This window comes from uncultured Caldilinea sp. (assembly GCF_937128415.1).
GTDB lineage: Bacteria > Chloroflexota > Anaerolineae > Caldilineales > Caldilineaceae > Caldilinea.
Window position 1 is genome coordinate 78,385 of the sequence record NZ_CAKZMJ010000054.1, and the last position, 14,636, is coordinate 93,020.

General features: G+C 63.8%; 13 protein-coding genes. 4 read left to right on the plus strand and 9 right to left on the minus strand.

Annotation, left to right across the window (positions count from 1 at the left end):
* Positions 1-21 precede the first annotated feature (21 nt).
* Genes glpB through rdgB form a run of 7 tightly spaced genes read right to left on the minus strand, consistent with a single transcriptional unit; the run spans position 22 to position 9,511 of the window.
* Positions 22-1,290 (minus strand): glycerol-3-phosphate dehydrogenase subunit GlpB, encoded by a 1,269-nt coding sequence (gene glpB / locus Q0367_RS08105; RefSeq protein ID WP_298981477.1) that lies wholly within the window; start codon positions 1,288-1,290, stop codon positions 22-24.
* Positions 1,287-3,032, minus strand: a complete 1,746-nt coding sequence (glpA, locus tag Q0367_RS08110; RefSeq protein ID WP_298981478.1) for an anaerobic glycerol-3-phosphate dehydrogenase subunit GlpA — start codon at positions 3,030-3,032, stop codon at positions 1,287-1,289. Before glpA ends, glpB begins: the two co-directional genes overlap by 4 nt.
* Positions 3,029-5,584, minus strand: a complete 2,556-nt coding sequence (ptsP, locus tag Q0367_RS08115) for a phosphoenolpyruvate--protein phosphotransferase (protein ID WP_298981479.1) — start codon at positions 5,582-5,584, stop codon at positions 3,029-3,031. Before ptsP ends, glpA begins: the two co-directional genes overlap by 4 nt.
* A 4-nt stretch (positions 5,585-5,588) precedes the next feature.
* Complete coding sequence (gene glpK / locus Q0367_RS08120; RefSeq protein ID WP_298981480.1) at positions 5,589-7,103, minus strand: glycerol kinase GlpK; 1,515 nt, start codon at positions 7,101-7,103, stop codon at positions 5,589-5,591.
* A gap of 56 nt (positions 7,104-7,159) precedes the next feature.
* On the minus strand, positions 7,160-7,846 hold the full coding sequence (gene dhaL / locus Q0367_RS08125; RefSeq protein WP_298981481.1) for a dihydroxyacetone kinase subunit DhaL: 687 nt from the start codon (positions 7,844-7,846) through the stop codon (positions 7,160-7,162).
* A 55-nt stretch (positions 7,847-7,901) separates the two neighbouring features.
* Positions 7,902-8,897: a dihydroxyacetone kinase subunit DhaK gene (gene dhaK, locus Q0367_RS08130; RefSeq protein ID WP_297630453.1), complete on the minus strand. Its 996-nt coding sequence runs from the start codon at positions 8,895-8,897 to the stop codon at positions 7,902-7,904.
* Positions 8,894-9,511, minus strand: a complete 618-nt coding sequence (gene rdgB / locus Q0367_RS08135; RefSeq protein ID WP_298981482.1) for an RdgB/HAM1 family non-canonical purine NTP pyrophosphatase — start codon at positions 9,509-9,511, stop codon at positions 8,894-8,896. Before rdgB ends, dhaK begins: the two co-directional genes overlap by 4 nt.
* Positions 9,512-9,664: 153 nt before the next feature.
* On the opposite strand from rdgB, the gene Q0367_RS08140 reads away from it, so the two are divergent.
* The 3 genes from Q0367_RS08140 to tpx are packed head-to-tail and all read left to right on the plus strand — an operon-like array spanning position 9,665 to position 11,641.
* The gene (locus Q0367_RS08140) at positions 9,665-10,621 is read left to right on the plus strand and encodes a ribose-phosphate pyrophosphokinase (protein ID WP_297630448.1); all 957 of its coding nucleotides are present in this window, start codon (positions 9,665-9,667) and stop codon (positions 10,619-10,621) included.
* Between the two features lie 21 nt (positions 10,622-10,642).
* Positions 10,643-11,089 (plus strand): polymer-forming cytoskeletal protein, encoded by a 447-nt coding sequence (locus tag Q0367_RS08145; protein WP_297630445.1) that lies wholly within the window; start codon positions 10,643-10,645, stop codon positions 11,087-11,089.
* 30 nt (positions 11,090-11,119) lie between these two features.
* Entirely contained in the window at positions 11,120-11,641 is a 522-nt protein-coding gene (tpx, locus tag Q0367_RS08150) for a thiol peroxidase (protein ID WP_297630442.1), read from the plus strand.
* A 230-nt stretch (positions 11,642-11,871) separates the two neighbouring features.
* Here the strand turns inward: tpx and Q0367_RS08155 are convergent, their stop codons facing one another.
* Both Q0367_RS08155 and Q0367_RS08160 read right to left on the minus strand, forming a co-directional pair.
* Entirely contained in the window at positions 11,872-12,249 is a 378-nt protein-coding gene (locus Q0367_RS08155) for a hypothetical protein (RefSeq protein WP_297630439.1), read from the minus strand.
* 56 nt (positions 12,250-12,305) lie between these two features.
* The gene (locus tag Q0367_RS08160) at positions 12,306-13,352 is read right to left on the minus strand and encodes a DNA translocase FtsK (protein WP_298981483.1); all 1,047 of its coding nucleotides are present in this window, start codon (positions 13,350-13,352) and stop codon (positions 12,306-12,308) included.
* A gap of 155 nt (positions 13,353-13,507) precedes the next feature.
* Here Q0367_RS08160 and Q0367_RS08165 point away from each other — a divergent pair, with 155 nt between their 5' ends.
* A complete protein-coding gene (locus Q0367_RS08165; RefSeq protein ID WP_298981484.1) occupies positions 13,508-14,518 on the plus strand; it encodes a carboxylesterase in 1,011 nt (336 codons plus the stop codon).
* The last annotated feature ends 118 nt before the right edge of the window (positions 14,519-14,636 follow it).

The following is a 14,636-nucleotide window of genomic DNA, read 5'->3' on the forward strand; positions in this document are numbered from 1 at the left end:
AAATTCTCCGATTTATGGAAACTACGCATGTGCGAAACTGCCAAGTTTGATTGCCTCCACCGCCGCCACGGCGCTGGCGATGGCGACGCCCTCCAGGCTGCGCTCTGCGATCGGGTCGGCGTGCGCCAGCAGGCCGCCGGCAGCCCAGAGGTTAGCATACACGACGTTGCCCGCGGCATCGATGGGCTGGAAGGCGTCGTTGACGGCCACGCCCCCGCGCAGCGCAGGATGCCCTTGCGGGTCAAGAAAGAGGGGGCGGAACCATCGCCGACGATCCTGCGGCGTGGTGAGCGGCAGGTCGAAGACCGTCTCCCAGAAGCGGCCATCGGGGTTGCTGTCGAAGCCGCCGCCGAGCACGCCTCCCGTGGCCAGCAGAAAAGCCTTGGCCCGGTGCTTGAGCGGGCGTGCGCTGGTCGCCGTCTCCACGAATTCAATCACGCCATCCTGGGCGTGGAAATCGATCGCTTCCATTCCGATCTCGACGCGCACGCCTCGCCCCTCCAGGCTGCGACGCAGCGCCGTCGCCAGCCGAATGCCGGGGACGCTGGGCGGCAGCGTGGCGATCTCGAAGACGGCGGCGTTGAGCTCCTGCGTGAGCGCAGTCAACACCCGGGCATGCGCCTCTCGCCCCAAAATGGCGGGCAGCCCGATGCGCTCCCCCGGCTTGACGACCAGCCTGAGCGCGTCGATCAGGCGCTGTTGCGTCGTCGGCTCGTCGAGCGCCTCCGCCAGCTGCACGCTGTTGCGGTCGCGACGCTCGCTGAGCACGCTCCACGGCAAGACGGCTGCCCGCGCAGCCTGCCCTTGCGCCTCGAGGTTGCGGGCGATCAGGTGAGGGTAGAAGTCGCGCATGCCTTGAAAGCCAACGATGACCATCGGTCGACCGTCCTCTGCGTCGCCGGCGCGTTGGCCGGCCGGCAACAGATAGCTGGGGCGCCATGCGCCTACGGGAGAGGGCGTAAGCGCATTGTCGCCGCCCTTGCGTCCGCCGTAGTCGAGTCCAAGTTCGGCGGTGCGAATGCGAAACCACTCGATCGCCTCCTGGGCGCGTTTGACGCCGACGATTCGATAGGGATGGCGCTCCGGCAGCTCGTCGATGCGCTCCCAGGGGCGCTGCACAGCGCGTTCCTCCGCGCCGAGGTAACCCAGGACGTCGATGGTCCCCGGCGTCCAGTAGAGCGCGCCCATGCCCTTGGCGATGACCTTGACGCGCAGACCGGCCTCCGCCGCGCGCAGCGCAGCCGTCAAGCCCGTCAATCCTGCGCCGATCACAAGCAGGTCCAGCATCATTGTCCATCCTCCTTGGCGCCGGCGGCGTCGAACCGCCAGAACTCTGTCAGAGGGCTGGCCTCGCCATCCTCCGGCAGATGGTCGACGTTCATGATGGTGAGATAGATCAATTCGTCCAGCCGCTCCTGTTTGAGCTGTCGCCCCCAAAGCACCGGCGTCAGGCCGCGCCAGCGCTCCTGGAGAAAGTCGCGCAGCAGCAGGTTGGGGTTGTCCAGCGGCGAAACTTTTGGGTTAAACGCTGCGGGCTTTGTCTGCACACTGTGGCGCGGGGACTGCAGATAGGCGACGTTCCAGGGCGGCCCGCCGTTGACGTCGGTTTGCGCCTGAGTCTCCTGCGCATGCAACCGAAGCTCATGGAGGATGCCGGCGGCGCGGAAGGTGCAAAAGCCGCCTTGACAGGGTCCCATGCCCAACCGCACATCGCGGCGCAGGTCGTCCAGCGTCACCGTGGGGTTATTGGCGACCGCCTGCTCGATCATGGCGCGCGTCACCAGCTCGCATTCGCAGATCAGGTCGCCTTGCAGTCGCGCCTCCTCCACCTCGTGCAGACGATGGCCGAGCCAGTAGTGCCCCTGCTCCGCGCCGGGCACGGGCGTGGTCGCCGTCAGGCAGGGGCGCTCGACGCCAAGCTGCTCGCAGACCTTATCCACGGTCTTTTCAGCCATCAGGCGAAAAGTCGTCCACTTGCCGCCGGTGATGGTGAGGAAGCCGGCGACGCCGTCCCGTCGCCGATGGTCGAGCAGCGCCAACGCGCGCGTGGCGTCGCGGCTTTCGCCCGTGTAGCCTTCCTGATAGAGCGGCCGCACGCCCGCCCAGGCGCGCAGAATGCGCGAGCGGCTCAGGCCGGGGACGAGCTTGTCGCCCTCCTGCAACATCAGGTCGACTTCCCACGGCTCGATCGTGAGCATCTCCGGGTCAGAGACGCGCTCATCGGTGGTGCCGATGATGGCGACCGTGTGCACGGGCACCAGGATGTCGCCGTCGGCGGGCATTTTGCAGCGATTGATAACGGTGTTGACCAGGCGGTGGTTTACAGCCACCATCACGCCCTTGCCCGGGATGACGTTGACGGGAACGCCGGCCATCGCGGCGATTTTGCCTGCCCAGGCGCCGCCGGCGTTGACGGTGATGGCGGCGTCGATGCGCACCTCTTCCCCGCGCACGACGTCGCACACCCGCGCGCCGACGACGCGACGGTCGCCGTCGCCGCCTTCGGTGAGCAGATCGATCACTTCGTGGTAAATCAGAATCTGCGCGCCCGCCTGCCGCGCCGCTTGCGCCGTGACGTGGGTCGCCAGAAAGCTGTCCGCCGACCCATCCGGCACCTCGAAAACGCGGCTGATGCGTGGGTTGAGCAGCGGCTCGCGACGGAACGCCTCTCGGAGCGGAATCTCCTCACAAGGAATGCCGACCTTCGCGCACGCCGCCTTGAAGCGATCCGGGTAATCGCCTTCATCCTCCGGCGTGACCACGAAAAAGCCGCCTGTGTCTTCGATGCAGTGCGCATGGGTGCGGCGCAGGATGCGATTTTCCTCGATGCACTCGATGGCGCTCTGCGGGTCTTTGACTGCGTAGCGGCCGCCGCTGTGCAACAGCCCATGATAGCGACCGGTCGTGCCGTGCGTGAGGTCGCGCTTCTCGACCAGGATCACGCGCAGCCCGCGCAAGGCCGCGTCCCACGCCACGCCGACGCCGGTTGAGCCGCCGCCGATCACCAAAACATCCGTTGACATTCGTTTCATACTACGTCGATCCCTTCCATGGTTTTGCGCACGAGGTTGCGCACGCTGTCTCCATCGTTCATTTGCAGCGCCTTTTGCGCCAGCCGCCGCGCCGTCGGCATGGTCAGCCGACCGATGATCTGCTTGGCGACGGGAATGCTTGCAGGGGCCATGCTGAACTCATCCAGCCCCAACCCCAGCAAGAGGGGGATCGCCAGCGGATCGGCGGCCATCTCGCCGCAGAGCCCCACCCATCGCTTCTGGAGGTGGGCGGCGCGCAGCACACGGTCGATCTGACGCAGCACCGCCGGATGAAGCGGGTCATACAGGTTGGCCACGCGCTCATTGGTGCGATCGGCGGCGAAGGTGTATTGCACCAGATCGTTGGTGCCGATGCTGAAAAAATCAACCAGAGCCGCCAGGCGGTCGGCCATTTCAACAGCCGCCGGCGTTTCGATCATGACGCCGACCGGGACGTCGGCCCGAAACGATGCGCCGGCGGCTTGCAATTCGTTGGCGGCGGCGGCCAGCAGCGCCTGCACATGCAGCACCTCATTCATCGTACTGACCATCGGCAGCAGAATATGGATGTTTCCTTCCACGGCGGCGCGCATCAGTGCGCGCAATTGCGCCTTGAAAAATTCCGGCATGGTCAGTGAAATGCGAATGGCGCGCCAGCCAAGAAAAGGGTTGGCCTCGGCCGGCAGGGAAAGATAGGGCGCGGGCTTGTCGCCGCCGATGTCGAACGTGCGCACCACGGTGCGGCGCTCCCCCATCGTGCGCGCCAGCCTGGCGTAAATTTCCGCCTGCTCCATCTCGTCCGGCGGCGTCCGACGATCTTGAAAAAGAAATTCGGTGCGCAACAGGCCAACCGCCTCGGCGCCGGCCTCCAGCGCGCGCTCCACATCATCGACGGTCCCCAGATTGGCCGCCACCTCCACGTGGATTCCATCGGCGGTGCGCGTGAAGCGCTGCGCCTGCGCCCAGGCGACGGCGCGCGCTGCGTTCGCCTCCAGCTGCGCCGCCGCATACATCGCCTGCGTAGGTTCGTCCGGCTCGACGACGATCAGCCCGCGCGCGCCGTCGATTGCCAGCCGCACGCCTGACTTGACAGATTCCAGAAGCAAGGGCCCAACGTTGACGATGGCGGGGATGCCCATGCTTCTCGCCAGAATGATAGCGTGCGCCATGGCTCCGCCGCCGGCGGTGCAAATTCCGCTCACGCGCCGTTGGTCAAGCATGGCGGCCTGCGAAGGGAGAAGCGTTTCGGCCACGACGATCGCTCTCTCCGGCAGCTCAACGGCTTGCGGCTCATAGACTCCCAACGCTTGCAGCAAACGGCTTCCTACGTCTTCGATGTCCACGCTGCGTTGCTGGAAGATGGCGCCGCTCATCTGCCGAAAGCGTTGCGCCCATTGCGAAACCACAAGCCGCGTCGCCTCTTCTGCGCTGGCGCCGCCGCGAATCGCCGTGCGCATCTCATCCAGGAAATCTGGGTCTTCGAGCAACAACAGATGCGCGTGAAAAATGAGCGCCTGCTCTTCGCCCAGCGTCGTGCGCACTTTGGCAATCAATGTTTCGAGTTGGGAGCGAGCGCTGTGCACCGCCGCCTCGAGACGCTCCCACTCCCGTTGCAGATCGAAGGGGGCTGCGCTGCGTCGTTCCAAGGGAGCCGCCAGCAGAGGATGAGGATCCGCCAGAACAACGGCGTCTCCAACGGCCATGCCGGGCGAGGCGGGTTGCCCCCACAGCAAAGCGACGCCGTTTTCTTCTGCATCAACGGCTGCAGGCGAAGTAAGGGCGGGGGTCTCTGCATATCCATAACGGGCGACGTCATGCGCCACCTGTCGGGCTAGCAGGTCAACAGCCGCTTCGGCGTCTTGTCCGGTCGCCTCGATGCGGATCAGATGGCCCTTTTCGATCCCGAGGGCAAGCAAACGATTGAGGCGACTCGCCAACGCCGGACCTGCGCCCGTGCTCAGATTGGTGACGCAAATCTCGGCCTGAAACTGCGCCGCAAGTTGGACAAAGCGCGCGGCCGGGCCAAAATGCAATCCCGCCGGATTGACCACCAGCACGTCGGCGCTGGCTCTGTCCGTCGTTGCAACCTCTCCGACGCCGGCGACATCGGGTGGAAGTGACGGCGAGGGCGTCGGTTCTTCTGCGGGGCGCAACACGGCGATTTTGGCCTGCATGGCTTCCTCCGCCTCCCGCGCCACCGCCTCCAGATCCATGCCGATGGAAGCCTGAACCGCAGCCGCCATGGCGCCTTCCACGAACGGCCCGCTGCAGATGCGCACGCGGGCGCGCAGCTCCGGCGGCAACAGCTCAAGCGCCACCTGTCCGCCGATCACAGCGCTGCCGAGGTCCATCAGCACGAGCACGCCGTCGTCGTTGTAGACGGCTTCAATGGCCTCGGCGATTGCGACGGGGTCGGTGCCGAAAGGCTGGTAGGGGTTTTCGCTGCCGCCCACGGCCGCGATCACGGCCCGCCCCTGCACCTGTTGCTCCGCCAGCGCCTTGACGGCCATGGACAGCTCTAGGCTGTGAGAGACCAAAACGATGCTGACCAATGGTTCATCCTTCGACCCAGTCGAACGTGCGCGTGACCGCCTTTTTCCACTGTGCATAGAGTTTTGTGCGCGCCGTATCGTCCTCTGCGGGTTTCCAGATTTTGTCGACGCCCCAGTTGGCGCGCATCTCGTCGGTGTTTTTCCAGAAGCCGACGGCAAGGCCGGCGGCGTAGGCTGCGCCGAGGGCGGTCGTCTCGCTGACGCGAGGCCGAATCACCGGCACGCCTAACACATCGGCCTGGAACTGCATCAGCAGCTCGTTCCGCACCATGCCGCCATCCGCTTTGAGCGCCTGCAACTCGACGCCGGAATCCTGGTGCATGGCGTCGAGCACCTCGCGCGTCTGGAATGCAGTCGCCTCCAGGGCGGCGCGCGCAAAGTGTCCGCGGTGAATGAAGCGCGTCAACCCCACGATCACCCCGCGCGCGTCGCTGCGCCAGTAAGGGGCGTAGAGGCCGGAGAAGGCCGGCACGAAGTAGATGCCGCCGTTGTCTTCGACCGTGCGCGCCAGGTTTTCAATTTCCGAGGCCGCGTTGATCATTCGCAGGTTGTCGCGCAACCATTGGACGAGTGCGCCGGCGATGGCGATCGAGCCTTCCAGGGCGTAGACGGCCGGCTCGTCGCCGAATTGGTAGCAGACGGTGGTGAGCAGCCCGTGTTTGGAAGGCACGATCTCGGTTCCTGTGTTCAGCAGCATGAAACAGCCTGTGCCATAGGTGTTCTTGGCCTCGCCCACGTCGAAGCAGGTCTGCCCGACGGTGGCCGCCTGCTGGTCGCCCAGGTCGCCGCAGATCGGGATGCGCGCGCCGAACGGGCCGTCGTGGAGCGTGTATCCGTAGATGTCCGGATCGCTCGAGGGCCGGATCGTCGGCAACATGGCGCGCGGGATTTCCATCGCCGCCAAAATGTCGTCGTCCCATTCCAGGCGATCGAGCGCCATCAGCATCGTGCGCGAGGCGTTGGTCACGTCGGTGACGTGCGCGCCGCCGGTGACGCCGCCGGTGAGGTTCCAGATCAGCCATGTATCGATGGTGCCGAAAAGAGCATCCCCGCGACGCGCCGCCTCGCGCAGCCCTGGGACATTGTCGAGCAGCCAGCGAATCTTAGGGCCGGAAAAGTAGGTGGAAAGCGGCAACCCGACTTTGGCGCGAAAACGGTCTGGCCCTTCTGCGCCTGCAAGCTCCGCGCAAAGGCGGTCGGTGCGCGTGTCCTGCCAGACGATGGCGTTGTAATAAGGCTGGCCGGTGCGGCGATTCCACACCACCGTCGTCTCGCGCTGGTTGGTGACGCCGACGGCGGCGATGTCGCCCGGGGCTGCGCCGAGCTTCTCCAGCGCGCCGCTCACCGCGCGCTGCGTCTGGTTCCAGATTTCGATAGGGTCATGCTCGACCCATCCCGGCTGCGGATATATCTGTCGATGCTCGAGCTGATGGACGCTGACCGGCTCGCCACGATGGTTGAAGATCATGCAGCGCGTGCTGGTCGTTCCAGAATCGATAGCGGCGACAAATCTACTCATCGGAGCGCTCCCTTGCTGTGATGGGTTGGTTGAGATTCAGCGGCGATTTGCCGTTGTCATCCGCCGCTGCTGGCTTCGGCAATTGCATCCGGCTGCGCAGCCTGACAAATGGCTTCGGCGGCGCTCAAAATCAACAAATAGGCCGATGTGGCGCCGGGGTCCTGGTGGCCGATGCTGCGCGGCCCTAGATAGCTGGCGCGGCCTTTGCTGGCCTGCATTGGGATCGTGGCTTTCATGCCCTCTTCCGCCGCCTGCATCGCCGCCTGCATCGCCTCGCACAAAGAGGCGTGCTCCTCCAATGCCCGCTGAAGCGCCACCATAGCCGGCAGCAGCGCGTCCACCATCGTCTTATCCCCGATGCGGGCGCTGCCGCGCTGACGCACGCCGTCGACGCCGGCTGCGAACGCAGCGGCGAACTCTCCGTTCGTCAATTCGCTTTTTCCAGAGGAGGCCACGCCCATGCGCAGAAACAGCGTGCCGTAGAGTGGACCGCTGGCGCCTCCAACTTTGGAAAGCAGGGTCATGCCGATCGTTTTAAAGAGGGCGCCGAGGTCTTCATCGGCGTATGCAGCCAGTCGCCTCCGCACTTCTTCCATGCCGCGCGCCATGTTGATGCCATGGTCGGCGTCGCCGATGGCGGCGTCGAGCGCCGTCAGCATCTCCTTGTTCTCCAGGATTTTGTCGGCGAAACGGAGCATCCAATCAACCAGAACTGCGCTTTCCACCCTGACGTTCGAGATCATGATATTTTTCATTTTGAACGGACGTCTTCAGAACAAGAACGCAAATCGAAACGATTCACCAGCGCAACGCCGGCGTGCGCACGGGCGCATCCCACCAACGTAGAAGGGCGTCGTCCACCTCCATCATCGTGATCGAGCAGCCCGCCATCTCCAGCGACGTGATGTAGTTGCCGACCAGATTGCGGCGGATGGCGATGCCCCGCGCGTCGCAAAGCTCGGCAAGATGGCGGAAGACGATGTAAAGCTCCATCAAAGGCGTGCCGCCCATGCCGTTGACCATGACAATCGCCTCGCTGCCGCGCCGAAAGGGCAGATCGTCGAAAATGGTGGTGGCCAGAATGTCGGTGATCTCGTCGGCGCGCAAAAGCCTGCTGCGTTGACGTCCAGGCTCGCCGTGGATGCCGACGCCGATCTCCATTTCGTCCTCCCGGAGGGTGAAGGTCGGTTGGCCGACGGCCGGCACAATGCAAGGGGTCAACGCCATGCCCATGCTGCGCCCGCGCTCGCTCACCTCCCGCCCAATCGCCGCCACTTCGGCAAGCGAAAGGCCGGCCTCCGCCGCTGCGCCGCAAATTTTTTCGGCGAAGATGGTGAGGCCGACGCCTCGTCGACCGGCGGTGTAGAGGCTATCCTCCACCGCGACATCATCGTGGATCAGCACGCTTTCGACCTCGATGCCTTCATTGCGACATAGCTCTGCGGCGATGTCGAAGTTCAAAATGTCGCCGGTGTAATTCTTGACGATGAACAGGACGCCTGCGCCGCCGTTGACGGCGTGCGCTGCGGCGACAATCTGATCCGGCGTGGGTGAGGTGAAGATCGGGCCAGGGCAGGCGGCGTCGAGCATCCCATAGCCGACGAAGCCGCTGTGCATCGGCTCATGTCCGCTTCCCCCGCCGGAGATGACGCCCACCTTGCCGGCGCGCGGAGCGTCGATGCGCACGACGTAGTTCGGATCGAAATGGACGCGCAGCAGATCGGCGTGGGCGCGCGCCAGCCCTTTCATGCTTTCTTCGACGACGTTCGATGGATCGTTGATGAGTTTCTTCATGGTTGTGCGTTATCGCCGAGCACTTGCTCCACGATTTTACGCGCCTGCGCCGCTGCAAGCGCCCGATGACTGACCCGATTTTTAACCTCGATAGGAAGCTCCGCCAGCGTGGCGTTGAGGGAGGGCGCCCAAAAGATCGGATCGTATCCAAAACCGCCGTTCCCGCGCGGGGCGGTCAAAATGACGCCTTCAATCACCCCCTCGGCGGTCCAGGCTTCGCCGTTGGGGCGGGCGATGGCGACGACGCAGCGAAAGCGAGCGGTGCGCCTCTCCATGGGCGTCCCCTCCAGCTCGCGCAGCAACAACAGGTAGCGTTCCCGGTCGCTCAGACCTTCTCCGCCATAGTGCGCCGAGTGAACGCCGGGCCGGCCGCCTAGAGCGTCGACTTCCAGGCCGCTGTCATCCGCCCAAGTCAGCAGATTCGTGCGCGCGGCGTAGAACCGCGCCTTCAGCAGCGCGTTCTCGGCAAATGTGGCGCCCGTCTCCGGGGCGACCTCCTTCACGCCGACCTGATCGAGCCGGACGACCTCCACCGGCAGGTCGCTGAGGAGATGGGCGTACTCACGCGCTTTTCCTGGATTATGGGTGGCGACCAACAACGTGAGTTTGTGCATTCATTCACCAACCGGCTTTTTAAAATTGTTCACCCTCTGAATGCTATCATATAATTGCAGTTGGTGGTAGCTACGCATGGACACGTTTCCCAGGCGCATAGCTGCACGATGAGGGTGTTGGGCTAGAAAACCATCATAGTTAAGAGGCGTTTCATGGTCGAGTCTTACCACCCCCTGCGCATCTTCACCGGCTCCGCCCATCCGGCATTGGCGCGCGAGATTGCCGATATTCTGCACGTCAACCTGGGCCGTGCAACGACGACGCGCATGCCCGACAGCGAAATCCATGTCATGATCGACGAAGTCGTGCGCGACCAGGACATCTTTTTCATCCAACCGTGCTGCGAGCCGGTCAACGATCATCTGATCGAGTTGATCCTCTATCTGGACGCCTTCCGCCGCGCCAGCGCCCATAGCGTCAGCGTCGTCATGCCGTACTTTCCTTATGCGCGCCAGGAGCGGATGGCCAGAGGGCGCGAGGCGATCAGTGCGCGCGTGGTGGCCAATATGCTGGAGATGGCGGGCGCCCGTCGCGTCATCTACGTAGATATCCACAATCGGGCGATTCAGGGCTTCTTCAACATCCCGGTTGATCCGCTCAGCGCCGTCAGCATCCTGGCGGACTATTTCCGCAAACCCGAATTCTGCGACGCCGCCATCGTCAGCCCCGACGTCGGCCGCGCCAGCATGGCAGGAAAATATGCGGAGCTGCTCAATCTGCCGTTGGTCGTCATGCACAAGCGCCGACTCAATTTTTCCACCACGGAAACGACGCACGTCGTCGGCGACATCGAAGGTCGGCGTCCGATCATCATCGACGATGTGATGGCCGGCGGAAGCGTGCTGCGCCAGATCGACGCCTTGTATGAGGCGGGAGCGAAGGGCCGCGCCTGCTTCGCCGTCACGCATCCGGTGCTTTTGCCCAGCGCCCTCAAACGCTTGGACGAGGACGACCGCATCGAGCGCCTGGTGGTGATGAACACCATCCCCGTGCCCGAATCGAAGCGCCACCCGAAGTTAGTTGTGCTTTCTGTCGCCAATCTGCTGGCCGAGATCATCAACCGCATCTATCATGGAGAAAGCATCTCGTCGAAGCTGATCCTGTCTTGAGTGCATAAGGAGGCGACCATCTTGTTCACGCGCAATGTGCGACCCGAGCCTGACGCCATTGAAGTGATCATCGGCCCACGCGCTCGTTTCAGCGGGCAACTGCAGTGCGAAGCCAGCATCCGCATCGATGGCGTCGTCGACCAGGGGCGCATCGAGACTCCTTCCAACGTCATTATCACCGAAACAGCGACCGTGCAGTGTGACATCAACGCCCGCGTGGTCAGCATCCGCGGCAAGTTCAAGGGCGTCATCCAGGCCGAACGCGTGGAGTTGCTCGACGGCAGTCAGGTGGCGGGCGTGCTCAACGTGAACAGTTTTTACATGGACGAGACGGTGGTGATGCGCGCGGCGGTGAATATTCGCGCCGACGTCGCCGCCGAAATCAAACCGCCGTCGCCGCCCGCCAACCCCACCGTTCCGGTGATCCAGGCGGCAGAATCCTCAAAAACTCCCACCGAACCATCGTAAAAGACCAAGACATCGCAAGAAGGATGCCAGATGAGCGAACGAACCGTTGCATTTCGCGACAAAGCCCTGAGCGTCATCGGCCCCGAGTTAAAGCCAGGCGATCGGGCGCCGGAAGTGGAATTATCAACCGGCTTTCTGGCCAAATCAAAGCTGCTCGCCGACACCGCCGGCAAAATCCGCCTGGTCAGCGTCGTGCCAAGCATCGACACCAGCGTCTGCGACGCACAGACGCGGCGCATGAACGAAGAGGCCGCCCGGCTGGGCGAGGATGTAGTCGTGATCACCGTGAGCGCCGACCTGCCGATGGCGCAGAAGCGATGGTGCGGCGCCGCTGGCGTCGATCGCGTGGTGATGCTCTCCGACTACATGGGGCTGGAGTTCGGCAAGACATATGGCGTCGCCGTGCCGGAGCTTGGCGTCGATCAGCGCGCCATCTTTGTGATCGACGCCAACGACGTCATCCGCTACGTGGAATACGTGCCGGCCATCGGCCAACATCCCAACTATGAGGCGGCGCTGGAGGCGGTGCGCTCCTTGTTGAATTCCCGGTGAGAAATGCTGGGACAGAGTTTGGTGGGGCGTGGCAGCCTTCCATGTTGACGCCGCGTTCAAAAGAACGACGCGACCGGGCGCCTTCCAGGAAGCTTGATGGTTTTTAACAGGATCATCAGACCATCTTCGTCGCTGTGGCTCGCAGCCGCAGGTCCTGGCACCCCGTTACGTCACGCCGGAGGCGACGACCTACGTGAACACACAACTGCTGCTCGCAGCTGCGCATTGTATCATTCGATCCAGCGCTCCTCTTCGCCGACCAGCTTGAAGCGCCGTTGTGTGGGCGTTTGGGGCCAGGGGGAGACTGCGTAGCCCCGCGAGTCGAGAGATCCTCCCCCTGCCGGCGCAGGCGAATGCCCCGTCAACACGATCACCGGCGGCTGATAGACAGGCTGCACCGGCTCCGTCCTGACGCGCTCAATGTGTTCATCCTCGTCGTCACGGCGACGTCCGCTCGCCACCAGGATCAATGAGACCGGAATGCTGGCGAGCACGCCCAGCACGATCCCGATCGCCATCCCCAGCGCATCGGCGCTGAGCCGCTCGCCCAGCCGCCACACCGCCATGCTCGCAACAAGCAACAGCAACAACAGGAAAACTCGCCGCATCGTTTTGACCCTCCTTGTCAGCGTGCGTCCTCAGTCCCTTGACGTCTGATGACCTTTTACGTTTGACGCCGGCCTGCGCCGCCCTTCTCTCCTCGCCGACGGGGCGCATTCAAGGCTCGACATTCGGATTCGCCGATCCAGGCCGCCTGAAAACGCGTCGTCTCCCCCTTCGCCACCAACAGAAAGTCGCCTCGCCCACCCAGCTTTTCGGCGCCGCTGTCCGGGACGCCGCTGGCATAACGCGCTTCGTCGCGAGTCGCCACTGCGCCCACCAACCGCACCGGAAAATTCGCCTTCATAGCGCCGCCGATCAGTTGCGCGGTGGGCTTCTGTGTGCACGCCACGAGGTGAATGCCCGCCTCCCTTCCCCGCTGCGCCAGTCGCGTGATCGTCGCCTCCGCCGTTTTGCCGCCTGTCTGCAACAGATCGGCCAGCTCGTCGATCGCCACCAACAACAGCGGCGCAGAGACTCCTTCTTCGTCGCGACGCTCCATCTCGCGCACCACGACGCGCAGTCGATTGACCGCCGCCTGAGCGTCGGCGATGACCCCGCCCTCGACATGAGGCAGGTGGTCCAACGGCGCAAAACCTCGCCCTTTGGGGTCGATCAACACGATCCGTAGACTCTCCGGCGCATTGCACAACGCCAGCGAGGCGAGAATTGTGCGGGCCAAGGCGCTCTTGCCGCTGCCGGTCATGCCTGCAATCAAGAGATGAACCACATCCGGCGCGGGCAGGCGCAGAAGCAGCGGCCGGCCTGTCTCTTCTACGCCGAGCACAGCCGTGTGCGGCGGAATCTCGCGGCCCAGCGTTTCCACCAGCCGTAGAAGGCGCACAGGCGCCTCAAGCGACCTGGGCATTTCGATATGCACGACGCCGCCGCTGCGCGCAATGCGCACCGATGCGCAGCCCAGCGCCAGCGCGATCTCTTCGGCCAGGGCGATGATCCGCTGGATGCGCACCGAAGGATGAGGCCGCACATGGAACTGAACGAAACGCGGGGCCACCACGCCCCCCAGCACGACGCCATCCGCTTTGTGTCTTGAGAGCACCGCCTCGATCTGGTCGGCGCTGCGTTCCAGCCAGTCGCGTTCCACCGTCATGGTTCACCTCATGTGTAGTCGATTGTATAGAACATATGTTCTAATGTCAAGAACATAGCGCATGCTTTTTTGCCTGTTGGCCGTTTGACAAAGCCGCCTTCCCCTGAGGACAATACAGCGAATTGGCGACAGACTCATTGAAATCTGAGGCGAGGATGCGCATTGTACGTTTCTTTGGCTACGTTGCGCTGGTGATTGTGGCCTTGCTGGCCGGGGCGTATACAGGCATTTATTTAGGGTCGCTGGCCATGCCGGAGATCAAGCCGGTCGCGCTGCATTCGTCGCCCAATCCGGCGCGCAACTATGAGGAGGCGATAGCGCGCTTTGAGGCGTTGCAAGCTGAGGAGATGGCGCGCGGGGACATCGATGAGATTTGTCTTCCATTTGTGTTGACGCACGGGAGGAAAACGGAGCGCGCCATCGTGCTCTTTCACGGATTGACCGCCTGTCCCTTCCAGTACCATGCGCTGGCGCAGCTTTTCTATGAAAAAGGTTACAACGTGTTTGTCCCGCGGCTGCCTCGCCACGGGCTGAAAGATCGCACCTCGAATGCCCTGGCCGAACTCACCGCCGAAGAGTTGGCCGCCGTGATGGACCCGACGGCGGATCTGGCCGCCGGCCTGGGTGAGGAAGTGACCATGGCCGGGCTGTCGCTGGGCGGCAACGTTGCAGCGTTGGGAGGGCAACTGCGCAGCGACCTGCGTCTGGCGGCGCCGATGTCGCCGGCGTTTGGCTTTCGCTTTGTTCCGAATCTCCTGACGCCTGCGCTCACGCGCTTGCTGCTCGGCCTTTCGCCCGACATTTACATCTGGTGGGATCCGATCAACCGTGAAAACTTTCAGGCGGAGAGCGGCTATCCCGGCTTCTCGTTGCGGGCGCTCGCCGAAATTTACCGGCTCGGGCTGGCGATCCAGGCGCTGGCCGAAGGGAACGCGCCCGCCTCCCAGGCGCAGATGGTGATCGGCAACTGGGGCGATCCTGCGGTCAACATGGGCGCCATCAACGCGCTGGCGGAGGCGTGGCGCAGCCGCAGCCGCGAAGTTTCCGTCTACTTCTTCCCACCGCTTCCCTGGCTTCCGCACGACATCATCTCGACCGACGCCGTCGGCGCCAACACCGAACTCACCTACCCCCGGCTGCTCGAGCTGCTCACGACCTATCCGTAGGCGATTCCCTATGAAGCCTGGCCCTCATACGCCGTCAAAAAACGGCCGGCCAGAGGCTGAACCTGCGCCGCCTCCACAGGTCATTCCCTCCGGCGCAACAGGACACCGTAGCCCCGTA